The organism is Noviherbaspirillum malthae (genome assembly GCF_015352985.1).
GTDB lineage: Bacteria > Pseudomonadota > Gammaproteobacteria > Burkholderiales > Burkholderiaceae_D > Noviherbaspirillum > Noviherbaspirillum malthae.
The window spans coordinates 122,780-141,208 of sequence record NZ_JACYXF010000002.1; the positions used below are offsets into that span (position 1 = coordinate 122,780).

The 18,429-nt window shown below is 60.9% G+C and carries 21 protein-coding genes and 1 pseudogene; 6 read left to right on the plus strand and 16 right to left on the minus strand.

Translation table 11 applies throughout. From position 1 onward, the window contains the following. Positions 1 to 107: 107 nt before the first annotated feature. The gene (locus tag IGW03_RS04365; RefSeq protein WP_194721310.1) at positions 108 to 572 is read right to left on the minus strand and encodes a Spy/CpxP family protein refolding chaperone; all 465 of its coding nucleotides are present in this window, start codon (positions 570 to 572) and stop codon (positions 108 to 110) included. A gap of 281 nt (positions 573 to 853) precedes the next feature. On the opposite strand from IGW03_RS04365, the gene IGW03_RS04370 reads away from it, so the two are divergent. Then, positions 854 to 1,573: a response regulator gene (locus tag IGW03_RS04370; protein WP_194721311.1), complete on the plus strand. Its 720-nt coding sequence runs from the start codon at positions 854 to 856 to the stop codon at positions 1,571 to 1,573. Continuing rightward, positions 1,570 to 2,955, plus strand: coding sequence for an ATP-binding protein (locus IGW03_RS04375; RefSeq protein WP_194721312.1), 1,386 nt, complete (start codon positions 1,570 to 1,572; stop codon positions 2,953 to 2,955). The genes IGW03_RS04370 and IGW03_RS04375 overlap by 4 nt, the downstream gene beginning before the upstream one ends. A 301-nt stretch (positions 2,956 to 3,256) precedes the next feature. Here IGW03_RS04375 and IGW03_RS04380 read toward each other — a convergent pair whose 3' ends face one another. Next, positions 3,257 to 4,114, minus strand: a complete 858-nt coding sequence (locus tag IGW03_RS04380; RefSeq protein WP_194721717.1) for a hypothetical protein — start codon at positions 4,112 to 4,114, stop codon at positions 3,257 to 3,259. Positions 4,115 to 4,153: 39 nt separating this feature from the next. Between IGW03_RS04380 and icmH the strand changes: the two are divergent. After that, positions 4,154 to 4,918: pseudogene (gene icmH / locus IGW03_RS04385) on the plus strand (type IVB secretion system protein IcmH/DotU). A gap of 209 nt (positions 4,919 to 5,127) precedes the next feature. On the opposite strand, the gene IGW03_RS04390 reads toward icmH, so the two are convergent. From IGW03_RS04390 to mltG, 7 genes are all read right to left on the minus strand, one after another. Then, the gene (locus IGW03_RS04390) at positions 5,128 to 5,817 is read right to left on the minus strand and encodes an ankyrin repeat domain-containing protein (RefSeq protein WP_194721313.1); all 690 of its coding nucleotides are present in this window, start codon (positions 5,815 to 5,817) and stop codon (positions 5,128 to 5,130) included. Positions 5,818 to 5,843: 26 nt separating this feature from the next. Beyond that, positions 5,844 to 6,623 (minus strand): TatD family hydrolase, encoded by a 780-nt coding sequence (locus tag IGW03_RS04395; RefSeq protein ID WP_194721314.1) that lies wholly within the window; start codon positions 6,621 to 6,623, stop codon positions 5,844 to 5,846. 123 nt (positions 6,624 to 6,746) lie between these two features. Beyond that, positions 6,747 to 7,262: a GNAT family N-acetyltransferase gene (locus IGW03_RS04400; RefSeq protein ID WP_194721315.1), complete on the minus strand. Its 516-nt coding sequence runs from the start codon at positions 7,260 to 7,262 to the stop codon at positions 6,747 to 6,749. Positions 7,263 to 7,287: 25 nt separating this feature from the next. Further along, the gene (locus IGW03_RS04405; RefSeq protein WP_194721316.1) at positions 7,288 to 7,695 is read right to left on the minus strand and encodes a PilZ domain-containing protein; all 408 of its coding nucleotides are present in this window, start codon (positions 7,693 to 7,695) and stop codon (positions 7,288 to 7,290) included. Between the two features lie 35 nt (positions 7,696 to 7,730). Continuing rightward, positions 7,731 to 8,774 carry a DNA polymerase III subunit delta' gene (locus tag IGW03_RS04410; RefSeq protein ID WP_194721317.1) on the minus strand — a complete coding sequence of 348 codons (1,044 nt, stop codon included), beginning with the start codon at positions 8,772 to 8,774 and terminating at the stop codon, positions 7,731 to 7,733. Positions 8,775 to 8,793: 19 nt separating this feature from the next. Beyond that, positions 8,794 to 9,402, minus strand: a complete 609-nt coding sequence (tmk, locus tag IGW03_RS04415) for a dTMP kinase (protein WP_194721318.1) — start codon at positions 9,400 to 9,402, stop codon at positions 8,794 to 8,796. Between the two features lie 30 nt (positions 9,403 to 9,432). Continuing rightward, complete coding sequence (mltG, locus tag IGW03_RS04420) at positions 9,433 to 10,413, minus strand: endolytic transglycosylase MltG (RefSeq protein ID WP_323744932.1); 981 nt, start codon at positions 10,411 to 10,413, stop codon at positions 9,433 to 9,435. Positions 10,414 to 10,595: 182 nt separating this feature from the next. Here mltG and ygfZ point away from each other — a divergent pair, with 182 nt between their 5' ends. From ygfZ to IGW03_RS04435, 3 genes are read left to right on the plus strand one after another with little or no spacing between them, the layout of a single operon-like run. Then, positions 10,596 to 11,630 carry a CAF17-like 4Fe-4S cluster assembly/insertion protein YgfZ gene (ygfZ, locus tag IGW03_RS04425; protein ID WP_194721320.1) on the plus strand — a complete coding sequence of 345 codons (1,035 nt, stop codon included), beginning with the start codon at positions 10,596 to 10,598 and terminating at the stop codon, positions 11,628 to 11,630. A 19-nt stretch (positions 11,631 to 11,649) separates the two neighbouring features. After that, positions 11,650 to 11,937, plus strand: a complete 288-nt coding sequence (locus IGW03_RS04430; RefSeq protein ID WP_194721321.1) for a DUF4936 family protein — start codon at positions 11,650 to 11,652, stop codon at positions 11,935 to 11,937. Further along, positions 11,928 to 12,656, plus strand: a complete 729-nt coding sequence (locus IGW03_RS04435) for an NRDE family protein (RefSeq protein WP_194721322.1) — start codon at positions 11,928 to 11,930, stop codon at positions 12,654 to 12,656. Before IGW03_RS04430 ends, IGW03_RS04435 begins: the two co-directional genes overlap by 10 nt. A gap of 13 nt (positions 12,657 to 12,669) precedes the next feature. Here IGW03_RS04435 and IGW03_RS04440 read toward each other — a convergent pair whose 3' ends face one another. The 7 genes from IGW03_RS04440 to IGW03_RS04470 form a co-directional block, all read right to left on the minus strand. Then, positions 12,670 to 13,113, minus strand: coding sequence for an acyl-CoA thioesterase (locus IGW03_RS04440; RefSeq protein WP_194721323.1), 444 nt, complete (start codon positions 13,111 to 13,113; stop codon positions 12,670 to 12,672). A 23-nt stretch (positions 13,114 to 13,136) separates the two neighbouring features. After that, positions 13,137 to 14,033, minus strand: coding sequence for an alpha/beta fold hydrolase (locus tag IGW03_RS04445; RefSeq protein ID WP_194721324.1), 897 nt, complete (start codon positions 14,031 to 14,033; stop codon positions 13,137 to 13,139). Between the two features lie 69 nt (positions 14,034 to 14,102). After that, positions 14,103 to 15,008 (minus strand): SDR family oxidoreductase, encoded by a 906-nt coding sequence (locus IGW03_RS04450; RefSeq protein ID WP_194721325.1) that lies wholly within the window; start codon positions 15,006 to 15,008, stop codon positions 14,103 to 14,105. 60 nt (positions 15,009 to 15,068) lie between these two features. Further along, positions 15,069 to 15,998 (minus strand): glutathione S-transferase family protein, encoded by a 930-nt coding sequence (locus IGW03_RS04455; protein WP_194721326.1) that lies wholly within the window; start codon positions 15,996 to 15,998, stop codon positions 15,069 to 15,071. A gap of 99 nt (positions 15,999 to 16,097) precedes the next feature. Further along, positions 16,098 to 17,093, minus strand: a complete 996-nt coding sequence (locus IGW03_RS04460; protein ID WP_194721327.1) for an NADP-dependent oxidoreductase — start codon at positions 17,091 to 17,093, stop codon at positions 16,098 to 16,100. Between the two features lie 64 nt (positions 17,094 to 17,157). Next, on the minus strand, positions 17,158 to 17,604 hold the full coding sequence (locus IGW03_RS04465; RefSeq protein ID WP_194721328.1) for a PaaI family thioesterase: 447 nt from the start codon (positions 17,602 to 17,604) through the stop codon (positions 17,158 to 17,160). After that, the gene (locus IGW03_RS04470) at positions 17,604 to 18,389 is read right to left on the minus strand and encodes an SDR family oxidoreductase (RefSeq protein ID WP_194721329.1); all 786 of its coding nucleotides are present in this window, start codon (positions 18,387 to 18,389) and stop codon (positions 17,604 to 17,606) included. The genes IGW03_RS04465 and IGW03_RS04470 overlap by 1 nt, the downstream gene beginning before the upstream one ends. Positions 18,390 to 18,429 lie beyond the last annotated feature (40 nt).

The window sequence follows — 18,429 nt, forward strand, 5'->3', positions numbered from 1 at the left end:
GCCCTTCTACCCTGAGCATCGCAGTTCGACTGCAGCGATCCCGAATCAGACCTTCTGATAAGCCTTCGAATCTGCTTCGGGTCATCTTCACAGGGACTTCAAGATGCTTAACGGTGTCCACCGTGATGACGCATTCCGCCGCGGAACTTGAATTCCTCATTGAAGATTTTCTGCTGCTCGGGCGACAGCACCGCATAGAAATCGCGCGTGGCAGCGAGCCTGTCGGTCAGGCGCTGCTCGGCCTGCTTCATGAAGGCAAGCCGCTTTTCCATCCGCTCCGGCACGCTCAGTTTTTCCATCTCGGCGCGGTCGGGGCGCTGCGGCATGTCGGCGGGACGGATCCTCGCAACGTAGGCTTTCCAGGCAGTGTCCTGATTGGCGTTCAGATTGAGCTTCGCCCGCAGTTCGGCCTGACGCTTCTCCATGCGCTCGCGCATTTTCTCGGGAGAGCGCTCCTGGCTGCCGGCAGCCGGCGCTCCCGGAGCCGGCTGTGCCTGCGCAGCCAGCGATCCGGCGCCGACCGAGATGGCGAGCAAGGTGGTAACAAGAGCTTTGTGAGTGCGTTTCATCATGATTCCTTCCTGGATTGATCGATGCCCTGAAGCGCTTCGCGAGGGAGACGCGGGATGGACAGTACACGGTCCGTCTCCAGTGCTTCCGGTTGCGTTTCGCTTCATGCACGGGCTCCATCATGACGATCGCGTGTATCCAACGCATGTCCGCGCGTCGCATTGTTGTAGCGGCAAGTACGCGGAGCGGACATCTTTGTATCGCTCTGTATCCGGGTTTGGGAGGGAAACACCGCGATACAATTAACGCACATCGATGCGTTTCAACTTGCCATAATCCTCCCATGGAACATCCACAGAAAATTCTGATTGTCGACGACGACCGCGAAATCAGCTCGCTGCTGGCGGAATACCTCGAAAAGAACGGGTACCGCGCCGTGACTGCCGGCGACGGCAAGGCCATGCAGAAAGCCCTGCAGGATCATCGCATCGACCTCATCGTCCTCGATCTCAATCTGCCGGGCGAGGACGGCCTGACCCTTTGCCGCAACCTGCGCAGTCATTCCGCCATTCCCGTCATCATGCTGACCGCCCGCGGAGAACCGGTCGATCGCATTCTCGGCCTGGAAATGGGCGCCGATGACTACGTGCCCAAGCCTTTCGAGCCGCGCGAGCTGTTTGCCCGCATCCGCAGCGTGCTCCGCCGCACCCAAGCGCTGCCTCCGAACATGCAGGCTAGCGAGACGCAGCAGATCAAGTTCGCCGGATGGACCATGGATGTCACGGCGCGCCATCTCGTCAATCCCTCCGGCGTCGTGGTCGCTCTTTCCGGCGCCGAATACCGCCTGCTGAAAATCTTCCTGGATCATGCGAACCGCGTGCTGAGCCGGGACCACCTTCTGAACCTGACCCAGGGCCGCGACGCCGATCCCTTCGACCGCTCGATCGACTTGCAGATCAGCCGCCTGAGGCAAAAGCTCGGTGACGACGCCCGGTCGCCGCAGATCATCAAGACGGTACGCAACGAGGGTTATGTGCTGGCCACGCAGGTCGCAAAGGAATGAGGAAGCTTCTGCAGTCGATGACGACGCGGGTGTTCCTGATGCTGTTCATCGGCGTCGTGATCAGCACCCTGCTCTCCTTCGGCCTGGCAGCCAGGGAGCGCCAGCGCATGATCGGCCAGTTCCGCGACTTTCATGCGGTGGAAAGGATTGCCCAGTTCGTGCTGTCGCTGGAGACCGTGCCGGCGCATCTGCGCGAACCGTTTTTCAACGCCGCAGCCGGAGTCGGCATGCGTGCCGAGATCGCCAGCGGCGAAGAGCCTGTCAAGGAACCGCGCTCGGCACTGGCGGGCATGCTGGACCAGCGGCTGCCGGAAAACTATCGAATCGTTTCCACGCCTGCAGCCGCTGAAGACTGCGGTACGGGCGGACGGGGCTTTCGCCGCAATGCGGACCAGCGTGCCAGCTGCGAAGCCATGCTGATCACCCTGCATGACGGGTCCCGGCTGCGGATTTCGGTATTGCCGCCCCGGCCTCCGCCCATGGCGCCGGGGATCGACCTGCAGACCTACGCCGCGCTGCTGCTGGCAAGCATCGCCGTCGTTGCCGCCGTCGTTGCGCGTACCGCGATGCGCCCGCTCAAGCAGCTGGCGGAGGCCGCTACCGAGCTCGGCAATAACATCGAACGCCCGCCCCTGCCCGAGCGCGGCGCCACCGAATTGCGGCAGGCGGCAGCGGCCTTCAATGCGATGCAGTCGAGAATCCGCAGTCATATCCGCCAGCGCGCGCACATCCTAGCGGCCATCACCCATGATTTGCAGACGCCCCTGACGCGGCTGCGCCTGCGGCTGGAAAAGGTGGACGATATCGAACTGCGGGACAAGCTGATCAGCGATCTGTCGGCGATGCAGGGCATGGTGCGCGAAGGCCTGGATCTTGCGCGCAGCATGGACTCGGCGGAAGCGGTACAGCGTCTCGATCTTGATTCCCTGATCGACAGTGTCTGCGCCGACGCAAGCGATGCCGGCCAGAATGTTCAGGTCAATGGCAGTATAGGTGCATCGCTGATGGCGCGCCCGATTGCCTTGCGGCGCTGCCTCACCAATCTGCTCGACAACGCGGTCAAGTATGGCCAAGAAGCACGCGTCAGCGTTGCAAGACAAGACGGCAACGCCGTCATACGCATACGTGACAAGGGCACCGGAATTCCGCAGGAAGAGTTCGAAAAGGTATTCGAACCCTTCTACCGCCTGGAAAGTTCGCGTTCGCGTCATACCGGGGGAACCGGCATCGGCTTGACGATTGCAAAGAATATTGCGGAACAGCACGGCGGCAGCATCGCGCTGCGCAATCATGAAGAAGGCGGTCTCGAAGTCACGCTGAAGCTTCCGCTTGGTCTCTCCGGTTCCGTCACTGCTTCAAGTACTGCCTCTACTCAAGGCTAAGCAGCGGCTTGAGCGCTTGGGGCGCGACTTGAACCCGGCACCGGGGTGCCTAGCGCCCCCTGCATAGGCATACGCCCCTCGTAAAGGCTTCAAGCCGCTTGCTATGGTCATGGAACGGGGTGGGTATCGTCTGTCGGAACGCCGTAACGTCCGCAGGAAGGCACAGCGGCAAGGAATGTACGCGTCGTGCAAAAAGCGGATTACGTGAGGCAACGGGCGGCAGAACGTTCCGGCACGGTTGCAGCCTCACGCAAACAGGAATGACTGGCCGGCTGGTACCCGCCACGGCTAACCGCAGTCATTAATGCAGATTCGCCGGGCTGCTGAGCGGGCAAGCCGCGTCCTTGCCCCATAAGCCCGAACATATCCTTGCGCGGCAGAACTGGCCCTCGATAAAACCGAGTGCGCCGCAGCGCTTCACCAGTGATTCCGTCGTATCTACCTGCGTGCGGATGACGACATCGGACTTTGCCGTTCGACTGCCGAGACTTGCATGCAGCTCGGGCGAGCTTGCTTCCGTGGCTGTGATGGCTTGCGCAGGTTTTTCAACGGCACTGACGTTGCCCGGTTTGGACGTCTTGTTCTGCACCCGCGAAAGAAGCGCTGCAATCAGATCCACATCGGCATCATTGCGTTTGCTCTTGTCGGGGGCGATAGTTTTTCCCTTTGCAAGCATTCGCTTCGCGGGCTGCTCCGGCTGTCGGCCAGCCTTCGAGTTACGTTCGCGGCTGCCTGCCACTGCACGAGTATTTGTTCCTTTCAGCGCTGTTTTTCGTGTTGCCTGCTTCTGCGCTTCATACTGCGGCTTGCGCGCTGCAGGGCCGGAGGGACGCTCCTCAGCCGCCTTGCGGACGTCAGGCGGCTGCACTGCACTTGCCGCAAGAGGCTGCTCGATGATTGGCGCTCGTCGTACGTCCGGACCAGCCGCTTCCGGCGATAGGTGGCTTGCAGCCATCGCTGCGAAAGCATCGGGAATGACCTGCTGCTTTTCCGTACCCTCAATCGCCTCCGGCAGCTCATCGCTTGCAATCCTGTCCGCCGCCTGGCGGCTCATCGCTTCGGGACGGACACGGATGTCATCAGTGTAGCGGCCAAGCAACAGTCCCATTGCCACGATCAGACACGCTCCTGCCAAAAGTATGAGTCCGCCGCGCAGCATGCGCTGCTTGCCGGGCGGCGGCTCCAGTGCATCGAGTACGTGAAAGACGGCGCTGGTTCCCTATACGGAAACACCATCATCGAATATGCCGACACGTACAGCTCGCCGCGTGCGCTGGTCGATTTGCTGCATGACGGCTTCTATCTGCTTCTGCTGCTGAAAAGCCGTTACTTTCCTGGAGATGCCGCGACGTTTTCCGGCGATGTAATGCAGTTGCTCGATCGCTTCGAACTAGAGGCACGGGAAATGGATGTCTCCGCCGAGGATGTCTATGCGGCCAAATATGCGTTCTGTGCCGCGATCGATGAAGCCGTACTCGGAGCCGACATGGCGATCCGCGAGGAATGGGAACGTTCCCTCTGCAGTTGAAGCTCTTCGGCGATCAGCTCGCCGGCGAGCAGTTCTTCACGGAGCTGGACGAAGTCCGCCGGCGCGGCGCTTCCAGCGTGCAGGCGCTCGAAGTGTTCTACATGTGCCTGCTGACCGGCTATCAGGGAAAATGCGCTGGAAAGCAAGGAAAAACTTGATTACCTGATCGCCACGCTGGACAAGGAAATCGCCCATCTGAAGGGCAATCGTGCGGCATTTGCGCCATTCTGGAGAGCGCCGGACAGCGTAGCGCATCTGATCAGGGCGGAAATGCCGATGTGGATCATCGCTGCGGGTTTCGCCTGCCTGGGCATGGTTGGATTCGCGAGCCTGAACTGGGCATTGGCTTCAGAGGTGAACGGCGTGTTAAGCCAATACTACGACCTCGTCAAGCTGGCGCCGAAGCTGGCACACATCGTCATCAGCCTGCCCTGACGCGCCTTTCAACATGGCAGCGCTCGACGTTGAAGGCAGCGCAGGTCTACACTAATGGAATGCCACTGTAACCGGCGGAACGCAGGCCGCTAGATGGCATCACCAGCCTCTCTTTTGATAAATGCGTGCAACCGGCAAAAGCAAGCTGTAGAACTTACGTCATCCCGCAGGACGGCATGAGCGCCATTGCGAAGCGTGCAAATTGCGCGCTACTGCAGCTTGCCTGCTTTCCTTAACCGGAAAGTCAGTCCTTCGGCGATATCCTTGAACTCGTACTTGTTGGCAAAGTCGATGGCAGTCATGCCGGCATCATTCTTGAGGGTGGCATCGGCGCCCTCGTCGAGCAGCAGCTTGACGGTAAGAATATGGCCGGCACGTGCTGCCATCATGATGGGCGTAGTCTTGTTCGGAGATTCCGCATCGATATAGGCCGACTTGTCGAGCAGAAGCTTGACGATGTCATTGTTGCCGACGAATGCCGCGTAGTGCAGCGGCGTCCAGCCGGTCTTGTTGATTTCGGCGCCCTGCTCGATCAGGGCCTCGACCGCAGGCAGATTCCCCTTGTAGGCGGCCATCATCAGCGCATTGTCGCCATTGAAGGCCTTGACCTCCAGGTCGATCTGCTTCGATTTCAGCAAGGTCTCGAAGACCTTCATCGAATCGGCGCGCAGCGCCATGATCAATCCCGTCTCGCCGCGTTCGGGTTCGATCAGGTTGGGGTCCAGTCCCCTCGCAAGCAGGGAGGCCACGGCTTTCGCATCGTCTATCTTGACTGCGCGAAAAAAATCATCATAGGCGCCCGCTCTTGCCTGGCTGGAGGCAGCAGCCAGGCCTAGCGCAACCGCACCCATTGCAGCAACCATGCTGCGACGAAGGTTGGAAATGCCGACCGTATTCATCGTTGTTCTTCCCGGGGTCCGAAACATCAGCGTGCAATCTTGAAGAGCTTGAAAAAGTTGTCCGTCGTCTGCTGGGCAACGCGTTCAAGAGGTTCGCCTTTCAAACGCGCAAGAAATTCGGCGACATGGCAGACAAAACCGGGTTCATTCATCTTTCCGCGATGCGGCACCGGCGCGAGATACGGAGAGTCGGTCTCGATAAGCATGCGTTCCAAGGGTACCTCCATGGCAACGGCTTGCAAATCCTTCGCACTCTTGAAGGTGACAATCCCTGAAAACGAGATGTAGAACCCCATCTCCATCGCTGCCCGGGCGACATCAAGCGATTCGGTAAAGCAGTGCATGACACCTCCTGCCCCGCCGGCATCGGTACCGGCGCCCTCTTCGCGCATGATGCGTATCGTATCCTCGGCCGCCGCGCGGGTATGGATGATCAGGGGTTTGCCGGTGGCGCGCGATGCGCGAATATGGGTGCGGAAGCGCTCGCGCTGCCATTCGAGATCGCCCTGCAGTCGGTAGTAGTCGAGCCCGGTTTCGCCGATGGCGACAATCTTCGGATGCTCGGAAAGCCGCACGAGTTCCTCGACGCCGGGCTCGGGAGTCTCTTCATAGTCCGGGTGCACGCCGACGGAGGCAAACACGTTCGAATGACGCTCTGCAAGTTGCAGGACCTGCGGAAAGTCGGGAAGATCGACCGACACGCACAGGGCGTGCGTTACCTGATTCTCCGCCATCTTGCCGAAGATGTCGGGCAAGCGGGCGGCGAGTTCCGGGAAGTTGATATGGCAATGGGAATCGATATACATGACGCATATTTTACGCTGTCATGCGCTGATGCACGCGGACGCGACGACCGGCCCCACCTGCGCTTCAGCAACCCGCCGTCAATGATGAATTGATTGCCCAGCGGCACTCAACCAACGCAAGGCTCAGGCAATACGCTTGCCCATGATGATCAGATCACGCTCAATGCCGTCCAGAGTGGCGACCCGCGGCATGTCGGCCCAGCGCTCGAAACCGAATGCTTCGAACAACTTCAGGCTCGGGAGGTTGTGGCCGAAAATGAATCCGAGAAGCGTGTGCACGCCGATTGACGGCGCATGCTGGATGGCCTGTTCCAAGAAATAACGGCCAAGCCCCTTTCCGCGCGCATCTTCATGGATGTAGATCGACAATTCCGCCGTACCCGAATAGGCGGGACGGCCATAGAAATTCGAGTAGGACATCCAGCCGAGTATTGCGCCGTCCTGCTCGACCACCCATAGCGGACGGCGATCAGGCGTATGGTCGGCGAACCATTGATGACGCGATTCCACGCTGACCGGTTCGGTATCGGCGGTAACTTCACGCGAAGCCACTGTGCTGTTGTAGATCTCCACGATGGCAGGCAGATCGTCGAAGCGGGCAAGCCGGTGCGTATAGGTAGATTGAGACGTTAGAGACATGAAACGAAAAATATTGTTGGTTTTGCTATAGGGTGTGCGTGGCGCGGGAAGACCGCAATGCGGCGCCGAGCAGTTCTTCGATACGCGCCTTGACGCGCTGCCCGCTTTCATCGGCAGAGAAATGCACGCCGATGCCCTGAGCCTTGTTGTTGGCCGCGCCGGCAGGCGTAATCCATGCCACCTTGCCGGCGATCGGATACTTGGTCGGATCGTCCATCAGGGTGAGAATCAGATAGATTTCGTCGCCGATGCGATACGGCTTCGAAGTCGGAACGAAGATGCCGCCGTTATTCAGAAACGGCATGTAGGCGGCATACAGCGCAGCCTTTTCCTTGATCGGCAATGAAAGCACCGAAGGGCGGGCTACCGCCGCCGAATTTGCCGTATTGCTTGCCGCAGTGCTTGCTTGAGTAGTCGCAGGAGTATCAGCCATGGCGAACCGTCATCTGGATCATCAGGAATGGAAAATCATCGACTGTCAGTGAAAAGTGACGCATAGTCGAGCAGCATGTCTTCAATGAACAACTTGGCCGAAAGCGGATGGTCGGCTACGGCACGCCGTTCCTTCACCGACTTCAGCACCCGCAGCAGATCGTCCATCCTGACGCGCTCTGCCAGCGCCCCGATTTCTCTCCGGTAACGGGGATAATACCGGATTCTTTCGGCAAGCTTTAATGAAAACATGTCGTAGAGCCAGCGCTGCATCCAAGCGACGAGTTCGTTGAGCGGCATCTTCTGCATCCGGTCGGCGGTTTTCAGAGCCGTTTCCACGCCGGGATGCGCCAGGGTACGCAGAAATTCGTCCATCACCTCGCGCACCTCGCTCTGCGCCAGCGCGTAGGCGGCAAGCGGCGCACCGCCCTGTTCGGCCAGCCAGACATCGGCATCGTCCACGCCCTGTTCCTTCAGCCAGGCAAGCGCCTGTTCCGGAGCCGGCATCGCGAGCGCGAATTTCCGGCAGCGCGACAAAATGGTGGGCAGCAGCCGTTCGATGTTGTTCGACACCAGCAGGAACATGGTAGCCGGTGGCGGCTCCTCCAGGGTTTTCAGGAGTGCATTCGCCGCGGCCGTGTTCAATGCTTCTGCGGGATAAAGCAGGATGACGCGCATGCCCTGGCGGTGCGTGGAGATATTCATGAAATCGGCCAGCGCACGGATCTGGTCGATCTTGATTTCCTTGGACGGGGCCTTGGTGCTCTTCGACTTCTTGGTTTCGGCGGGCTCGCCCTCCTCGCCTTCGCCGGCCTCGCTTTCATCGAGCAATTCCGGGCGTACGCGGCGGTAGTCGGGATGGCTGTACTGGGAAAACCAGCCGCAGGAATCGCAGCGGCCGCAGGGATGCCCGCCTGCCACGGGCGACTGACAAAGAAGCGACTGCGCGAAACGTTCGGCAAAGAAGGTTTTGCCTATGCCTTCGGCGCCGTGAAACAGAATGGCATGCGGCAAACGCTCACGCAGCTGCTGCAGTTGCTGCCATGCGCTTTCCTGCCAGGGAAACATTGGTGGAGTCATATGCGGCGTTGCCTCCGTCTCACAGCTTGCCGGCGATTTCGCGCAGCTCGTCGCGAATGGCCTCGATCGGACGCGTGGAATCGATCACTCGGAAACGCTGCGGAAACTGGCTGACGCGGCGCAGATAGCCCTCGCGGGTGGCCGCAAAAAACTCCGCTTTTTCCTGCTCGAACTTGTCGAGTTCGCGGCTGGCGTCGAGCCGGGCGCGCGCCACGTCGAGCGGCACATCGAACAGCAGCGTCAAATCGGGCTGCAGACGCGGATGCACCCACTGTTCGAGCGCCACGAGCTTATCCTCCGCCAGCTTGCGGCCGCCACCCTGGTAGGCGAAGCTGGCGTCGGTAAAGCGGTCGGAGATGACCCAGTCGCCGCGCTCGAGTGCGGGTTCGATCACTTGCGCGAGATGCTCGCGGCGGGCGGCGAACATGAGCAGCGCCTCCGTCTCGAGGTGCATTTTTTCATGCAGCAGCAGCTCGCGCAGTTTTTCTCCCAAGGGCGTGCCGCCCGGCTCCCGGGTGACCACCACGCGCCGGCCGCGCTCCTTCAGCAGCTCGGCGAAAAAGGCAAGATGAGTCGACTTGCCGGCGCCGTCGATGCCTTCGAAAGTAATCAGTTTGCCAAGTGTCATGGTGCAGCAGTCAAATATGTCTACTCGGCATTATCGCTGGTATTTGTTGACGGCGCGGTTGTGGTCGTTCAGATTGTTGGAAAATTCGCTGGTACCGTTACCCCGGGCAACGAAATACAGCACGTCCGATTTGGACGGATTCAGTGCCGCCTCGATCGATTCGCTGCCCGGCAGCGCGATCGGCGTCGGCGGCAGGCCTGCCCGCGTATAGGTGTTGTAAGGTGTATCGGTTTCCAGGTCGCGCTTGCGGATATTGCCCTGGAACTTGTCCCCCATGCCGTAGATGACCGTCGGGTCGGTCTGCAGCAGCATGCCGCGCTTGAGGCGATTGACGAACACTGCCGAGATCATGTTGCGCTCCGAGCGCTGTCCGGTTTCCTTTTCGATGATCGAGGCCATGATCAGTGCCTCGTACGGCGACTTGTAGGGAACGGAAGGGTCACGCCTCGCCCAGGCTTCGTTCAGGCGTTTTTGCAACAGCGCATAGGCTTGCCGGTAGATCGCCAAGTCGCTCGATCCCTTCGCAAAACGGTAGGTATCCGGAAAAAACAGTCCTTCCGGAGCCGCATGGTCGGAAGTGATCCGGGCAAGCAGCTCCTTGTCCGACAGCGCCGCCGTATCGTGCTTGAGCGCCGGATGCGCGGCGATTGCCTCGCGCATCTGCCTGAACGACCACCCTTCGATGATCGCCAGCGACTCCTGAGCGAATTCGCCGCGCACGAGCTGGTCGATCAGAGCAAGCGGGGTCGTGCCCGGCTTGAGTTCGTAATGGCCGGCCTTCAGCCTCGGCGCCTTGCCGGTGGCTCTCGCCAGCAGTTCAAACACGTAGGGATTGACCGGGACGCCGGCATCGGCGATCTGATCGGCGGTGCTGCGTACGCTGCTGCCGGGTTTGATGGCAAATTCCAGCGGCTGCACGCCAGCGCCGATAATCGGCTGATTGGCAATGAACGTCACCGCCGCGGCCGCAAGCGCCACCGACAGGAAGATAAAAAAGAGAAATTTTTTAATCAAGACCGTGTTTCCATCCGAATCCGATGTCTTCCGATTGCAAGCACCATAGCGGCCGCGGCTATTCGCGCCGTCCGAGCAGGCGCCGGAGGCGCAAAAGCCTTCAAACAGGATTTTCGAGACATCTCTATAATCAAGCCGGAATGATAATGCCTATTTAATCAATCACTAAGACTTGATCCATGAATACTTGGTTGCAATTCCTCGCTGCGAACGGCGCCCGCATTGACGAAAACGATGCCTCGGTCCGGTTCGACGGCACGCCGCCGGCCGGAGAGTTGCCGCGCATCTATGTCGCGCCGCTGGCCGACCAGGGGTTGATCGGATTGAGCGGCGATGATGCCGCCAGCTTCCTGCACAACCAGATTACCAACGATGTCGAGAATCTGCCGCAGACCGAGGCCCGCCTTGCGGGTTACTGTTCGCCGAAAGGACGCCTGCTGGCCTCCTTCCTGATGTGGAAGACCGGCGAGGAGATCCTGCTGCAGCTGCCGCGGCAGATACAGCCTCCTATCCAGAAGCGCCTGCAGATGTACGTGCTGCGCGCCAAGGCCAAACTGCAGGACGCCGGCGACAGGCTTGCATTGCTCGGCATCGGAGGCGCCGGATCCGGTGAAATGCTCGCGGCCTGGTTTCCGATCCTGCCCGCGCAGGCTTACGCCAAGCTTGATTCGGATCACGGCAGCCTGATCCGCCTTCCTGATGCCTTCGGCGCGGCCCGCTATCAATGGATCCTGCCCGCCGAGTCCGCAGCCAATCTTTGGCCCGAGATTACCAGAATCGCGCATCCGGTCGGAACGGATATCTGGCGCCTCACCGAAATCCATTCCGGCATTCCGCAGATCACCCTGCCGACGCAGGAGCAGTTCGTGCCGCAGATGATCAATTTCGAGCTGGTCGGCGGCGTCAATTTCAAGAAAGGCTGCTATCCCGGCCAGGAAATCGTCGCGCGCAGCCAGTATCTCGGCAAGCTCAAGCGCCGCATGCTGCTGGCGTCGGTTGCGGCCGAAGCCAGGGCCGGAATGGAGGTGTTCTCGAGCGCCGACCCGGATCAGCCTTGCGGCATGGTGGTCAACGCCGCGCCCAACCTGCAGGGTGCAACCGACATGCTGGTGGAGATCAAGATCGCCGCAGCCGAAGACGCTTCGGTGCATCTCGGTTCGGCCCAGGGTCCTGCGCTGAGCTTCGCCGCACTTCCCTACTCCCTGCCGGCCTGAACCGGCCGCCGAGACATCGATGGATCTTTACATCTACTACCGCGTCCGCGAAGAAGCAGCGGCCGAACTGCTTCCGCGCGTCACGGCACTGCAGCAATCTCTGGCGCAAGAATGTGGTATCGTCACCGGACTCAAGCGCCGTCCCGAGACCCGAGACGGCAGGCAGACCTGGATGGAAATCTACCAGTCGGTGCCGGCCGGATTCGAGGCGAAGCTTGAGCAAGCCATGTCGCATCATGGTCTGTCGGACCTGATCGACGGAGGGCGTCATACCGAACATTTTGTGGATCTACCTACATGTGCCTGATCGTTTTTGCCTGGCAGGTGATACCCGGCATTCCGCTGGTCGCAGCTGGAAACCGTGATGAATTCTTCAGCCGGCCCACGGCATCCGCAGCATGGTGGACGGATCATCCGCAGGTCTACGCCGGCAGGGACCTGCAGGATGGAGGAACATGGATGGGCATCTCGCGCGAAGGGCGTTTTGCGGCCATCACCAACTTCCGCGATCCATCGTCCAAACGAACGGACGCGCCGTCTCGCGGCGCGCTGGTAGCGGACTTCCTTGCCGCCGACATGAACGCCGAGGACTATATCGCCGCACTGGAGGTGCATGCGTCCGAGTACAACGGATTCAATCTTCTGGTCGGCGACAAGGACAAGCTCGTCTGGTATTCGAATGCCGCGGTCCAGGATGAGAGAAACGGCAAGCTCCTGCCGCCGGGCATCTATGGCTTATCCAACGCGTCACTCGATTCTCCCTGGCCAAAGGTGGTGCGCACGAAGGCGCAGTTTTCCAGCCTGATTTGCCAGGGCGCGCCGGAAGATGCCTACTTCGAGATGCTGACCGATACCACGCGTGCGCCAGACTGCAGGCTGCCGAAAACCGGCGTGAGCCTGGAATGGGAGCGCGTCCTTTCGGCGGTCTGCATCCAGTCGCCCGAATACGGCACACGGACTTCGACCGTCGTCAGGCTGTTCGGTGACGGCAGCGCGGCTCTCGAAGAACGCGCACTGCCCTGTTAACACCGGTGCCGGTTCAGGCCGGCGCCATTTCCGGCTTCAGCTTCTCCATGCGCTGTATGCCGTCCTTCCAGGACTGCGGCCAGGCCACGCCCTTGCGCAATGTCGTATCCGCGTACACATAGACCAGTTCGCCGGAAATCAGGTGCTGGTCGCCGAGATGAATTTCCACCACGAAGCGCGCCGACGTCCGTCCGAAGCTGGCGCAGCGCACGCCGATGTCGACCACGTCGTCGAAACGCGCCGGGGCCTGGTATTCGATGGTCGCCTTGCGGGCAAACATTTCGCGTCCCTCTTCGGCCTGCTGCAAGGCCGTCGGCAAGCCGGTAGCGCGCCAGTACTCGGTGAATGCGACATCGAAGTAAGTCAGGTAATGCCCGTTGAAGACGATGCCCTGCATGTCGACTTCCGCCCAGCGCACCCGCAGGGAATGAAAAAACGAAAAATCTTCGCGTGCCATGTCGTGTCTAGTCCGTCCTCAAATCAATCCGTCAAAAAGCCGTGAATCAGTCGGTTGACGCGCTGCGGCTGCTCATGAATAACCCAGTGCGAGCCTTCGGGGATGCGCTCGATCTTCAGGTCGTCGACCAAGCCGTCGAGCCCGTCCACCAGCGACTTCGGCAGGGCGATATCCTGCTCGCCCCAGATCACCCGTGTCGGCACTCTGATGCGGAAATCTTCCGGATTCAGCTCCAGTTTCAGCGGGCCGGGATGATCCTCGGTCGGCGGATGCAGCGGCGACGCCCGGTAGTAATTGACGCCGCCGGTCAGTCCGCGCGACCAGCAGGCATGATACCTGGCGCGCACCTCGTCCGTGAACCATGGCGTGGGCGATTGTCCCATGCCGTTCAGCAGGCTTTCCAGCAGCTTGAAATCGTCCTTGGCAAGCGCCGTCTCGGAGCCTTCGGCACGCAGCCAGTTCATGTAGGCGCTGGCCTTGCCCTGCTCCGGGTCTTGCGCAAGCGCCCGCATGAACAGATAGGGGTGCGGCGAATTCACAATGATCAGCTTGCGCAGCAGCTGCGGCAGCGCAATCGCGAAATTCCAAGCGATCGCTCCGCCCCAGTCGTGCGCCACCATCACGAAGCTGTCGTATCCCAGCTCGGATGCAAGCAGGCGCAGATCCTCGACGATATGCTTGGCCTTGTAGGCCGGCAGCTCCGACGGCATCGACGACAGATTGAAGCCCCTCAGATCGGGCGCCACCGCAAAATATTCGCCGCCGAACTCCCGAAGCTGGGCTTCCCATTCATACCAGAACTCGGGAAAGCCATGAACGAACAGCAGCAGCGGCTTTCCCTTTTCGCCAGCGCTTGCATAATGCAGGCGCATCCCGTTGGAAAGCGCCGCGTACTGGCCTTCCCTGATTTCAGCTGTCATGCGGTCTCCTCGCGTCATGGCGTTGTTGTCGCGTTGTTATCGCGCTGTCATCTGCGCTATCGAAACGGCTTACTGCTGCCTCAGCTTTGCCTGCAGCATTTCGCGGATCTGCGGCGCGGCGGCGAAAGGATCGCTGGGATTGCGCTGGGTAATGATGTCTTCCATCCGCGTCTGCACATTGCCGAGCGCCTGGGGATGGGAGTAGATGTAGAACTGGCCGTCGCGGATGGCGTTGAAGGTGCGCTCCGCGACTTCGGCGGCGGTCACCTTGCCGGACGACACGGCCTTGTCCGAGACGGCCTGGGCTACGGTCTGGCTCAGCGTCGGACCGCCTTCTTCCTTCACGTCTTCCGGACGGTTGCGGTGCGACTGGCTGATGCCGGTCGGCACGAAGTACGGGCACAGGACCGAGGCGCCGATCGGGGCGCCGATCAGTTGCAGGTCCTGGTACAGCGTTTCGGACAGGGACACCACCGCATGCTTAGAGACGTTGTAGATGCCCATGTTCGGCGCATTGAGCAGGCCCGCCATCGATGCCGTGTTGACGATGTGGCCCTGGTAGCCGGCTTCCTTCTTCGCGCATTCCAGCATCAGCGGCGTGAACGTGCGCACGCCGTGCACCACGCCCCAGAGATTGACGCCGAGCACCCACTCCCAGTCGGCGATTGAATTTTCCCAGATCAGGCCGCCGGACCCGACGCCGGCATTGTTGAAGACCAGATGCACGCTGTTGAACCGCTGCATCGTTGCATCCGCAAGCGCCTGCACCTGCTCGGCCTTGCGCACGTCGCAGCGCACCGCCAGCACTTCCGCGCCCTTTGCTTCGAGTTCCGCTTTGGCGGCATCCAGCGCATCCTGCTGCACGTCGGCCAGCACCAGTTTCATGCCCAGGCGCGCGCCGATCTGCGCGAACTCCTTGCCGAAGCCGCTTGCGCCGCCGGTAATGACTGCTACCTTGCCCTTGAAGTCGTTCATGTAGTCTCCTGCCTCTCGTCGATGAGATGGAAATAATTGATCTGGATGGATCTGCGCCGATCAGGCTTTCTTGAGCTGAAAGCCGACCCGCGGGAAATGGACAACCACCACGCCGGCCCGGGCATCCTCGCGGCGGACCGCGATTTCCGAAGCGGTGGACAGCACCAGTTCGCCCTCGACCGGGTCGAGCGCGTAGTCGGTGGGCGTGATCGTCACGCGCTCGCCGAGCGAAATGCCGTGCGCATCGTAAAACTCGCTGTCCTGGCCGGTGGCAGGCGTAGAGCTGCGTGCGATGGCCACTGCCTGTTCGGAATCCAGCGCTTCGAACTCGTGATGACCGAACTCCGACATGCGCGCGAGCCATTGCTTGAGAGCGGGAGCGATGTCGAGTATGCCTGCGACCGGCTCGGCCTTCTTTACGAACCACAGGCAGTGGTACACCGAGAAGTCGGCGATCGTCGCTTGCTGCCCGAGCAGGTAAGGCTTGCCGCCGGCGAGCATGCTTTCCAGGCGATGCAGGTACTCGGTCAGTGCGCCGCTGGCTTCCGCGACCGACATGCGGGGCGCGTTGCCCCGCATCGCGGCGCGGTCGACGGAAAATGCCTTCATCTGCTCGGGGGTCACGTTGCCCAGCAGGTAAGGAACCGCAGACGGCTGGAAGACATAACCGATCACCGTCCAGAATAGCGTGGCATCGGCCCATTGCGCCAGCGTGCGCGCCAGTCCCGAGCTCTCTGCCGGAAACAGCGAAGACTCCGGCGCCATCCGCTCCAGTACTTCCGCAATGAGCGCGCTGTCGCAATAGATATCGGCGCCGATCTGCATGAACGGCGTGCGGCGGTAGCCGCCCGTCAGCGCGACCACATCCGGCTTGGGCATGATGGTCGGGATGACCACGGACTTCCATGCCAGCTTCTTGTACCCCAGGATGAGCCGGACCTTTTCCGAAAAAGGCGAAATCGGATAGTGATGCAGGATGATGTCGGACATGCTGTCTCCTTCTTATACTTTTGCCGCCACGCCTGCAATAGGCCATTCAACCGGCGGCTGAATGGCGCTTGCGTGCCGGGTGAATCCAGGACCTAAGACTTAGACCAGCTTGACCAGCTGCTTGCCGAAGTTCTTGCCCTTCAACATGCCGATGAAGGCTTCCGGCGCCGCCTCCAGTCCCTGTGCGACGGATTCGCGGAACTTGAGCTTGCCGGTAGCGACCAGCGTCCCGAGTTCCTTGAGCCCCTGCGGCCACAGGTCCATGTGCTCGGAGACGATGAAGCCGCGCATCGTCAGCCGCATGGTCAGGAAGTTGCGCACGTTGTTGAGCGACATCGGCTCGCCGTCATAGCCGGCGATCAGGCCGCACAGCGCGATCCGGCCGAATGGATTCATGCGGGCGACGCATTCGTCGAAAATCTTTCCGCCGACGTTCTCGAAGACGGCATCGATGCCGTTCGGCGTTGCGCGTGCGAGATCCTCGACGAGGTTGCCCGCCTTGTAGTCGACGCAGGCATCGAAGCCGAGCTCGTTGACCACGTAATCGCACTTTTCCTTGCCGCCCGCAATGCCCACCGCGCGGCAGCCGCGCTGCTTCGCGAGCTGCCCGACCACGCTGCCGACCGCGCCGCTGGCAGCGGACACGACGATGGTCTCGCCTTCCTTGGGCTGCATGATCTGGGTCAGGCCATACCATGCAGTCATGCCCGGCATGCCGACCGAGCCGAGATAGGCGGACAGCGGCACATGTGTCGTATCCAGCTTGCGCAGCATGACGCCGTCCGACACACCCATCTCGGACCAGCCCATCATGCCCTGCACCTTGTCGCCGACGGCGAACTTGGGATTCTTCGATTCCACGATCTCGCCGACCGTGCCGCCGATCATGGTTTCACCCAGCGCCTGCGGCGCGGCATAGCTCTTCACGTCTTCCATGCGCATGCGCATGTAGGGGTCGAGCGACAGGTAATGGTTGCGGATCAGCACTTCGCCATCCTTAAGTTCCGGCGCCTGGACTTCTTCGAGGCGGAAATTTTCAGGAGAAACCGTGCCCTTCGGACGGGAAGCCAGCACCAGGCGTTTGTACGTTGTCATCGTTCATCTCGCATTCGGTAAATGCCGGCTGGTCTGGAGCCGGCGTGATCGGTCGAAATTGACCTTACTCGTGGTTGATCTTCTCGGCCACATCCAGACGCTTCAGGTATTTGAAGGTACCCGAAGCCTTGGCCACCAATGTGTCGGCGCTCCAGAGTTCGCCGTCGCAGAAGCAGATGCTGGTCGAGCGATGCACCGCCTTGCCCTTGGCGACGAGCCGCGAGCCCGCCCGGCCAGACGGTTGGAAAAAACTGGTTTTCATTTCGACGGTGACGCCGCCGCGCGCATTCGGATCGAGCGAACGTCCGGCCATCGACATCACCACATCCAGCAGCGTCATGACTACGCCGCCGTGGGTCACGTGCCAGCTGTTCATGTGGCGCTCCTGCAGTTCGAGCGCCACCTGCGCTTCGCCGTTTCCCATGCCGAGAAACTCCACGCCCATGTCGTGCAGGAACGGAATCTCGACCGGAAACGGCTGCGCCTTCGATTCGGTATTGAGACGACTCATCAGTGAACCGCCGATACGCCGCCGTCTACCGCCAGGATCTGGCCGGTGATGTGCTTGCCCGCGTCGGACGCGAACAGCAAGGCAGCGCCCTTCAGGTCTTCATCGTCGCCGATGCGCTGCAGCGGCGCGCGTCGTGTTAGGTTGTCGACGCCGAGGTTTTCCAGCACGCCCTTGGTCATCTTGGACGGGAAGAAGCCCGGTGCCAGCGCATTGACGGTAATGCCGTGCTTGCCCCATTCGCCGGCCAGAGTGCGGGTGAAGTTGACCACCGCGCCCTTGGAGGTGTTGTAGGAAATCGTCTGCATCGACTCCGGGCCGTTGCCCGACAGGCCGGCGATGGATGCCACGTTGATGATGCGTCCGTACTTGCGCGGAATCATCGACTGCTTGCCGACCGCCTGCGACAGCAGGAAGATGCTGCGGATGTTGAGGTTCATGACCTTGTCCCAGGCTTCGACCGGATGATCTTCGGCGGGTGCGCCCCAGGTTGCGCCGGCGTTGTTGACCAGGATATCGATATGGCCAAGGCGCTTGAGGGCTTCCGCCACCAGCGGCGCGACATTGGCTTCCTCAGACAGGTCGGCCGCGATGGCGCTGGCTTCGATGCCGCGCTCCTTCAAGTGGGCGACGGCCTCGTCGAGATCCGATTGCTTGCGCGAGGACAGCACGATCTTCGCGCCCTGCTCGCCCAGCGCTTCGGCGATCTGCAGTCCCAGGCCGCGCGAGCCGCCGGTAACCAGGGCGGTCTTGCCGTTGAGATCGAAGAGTTGTTGAATGGTACGCATAGGAGTCTCCTTCATCGGTTCTGTTTTTGCATTATCCCGT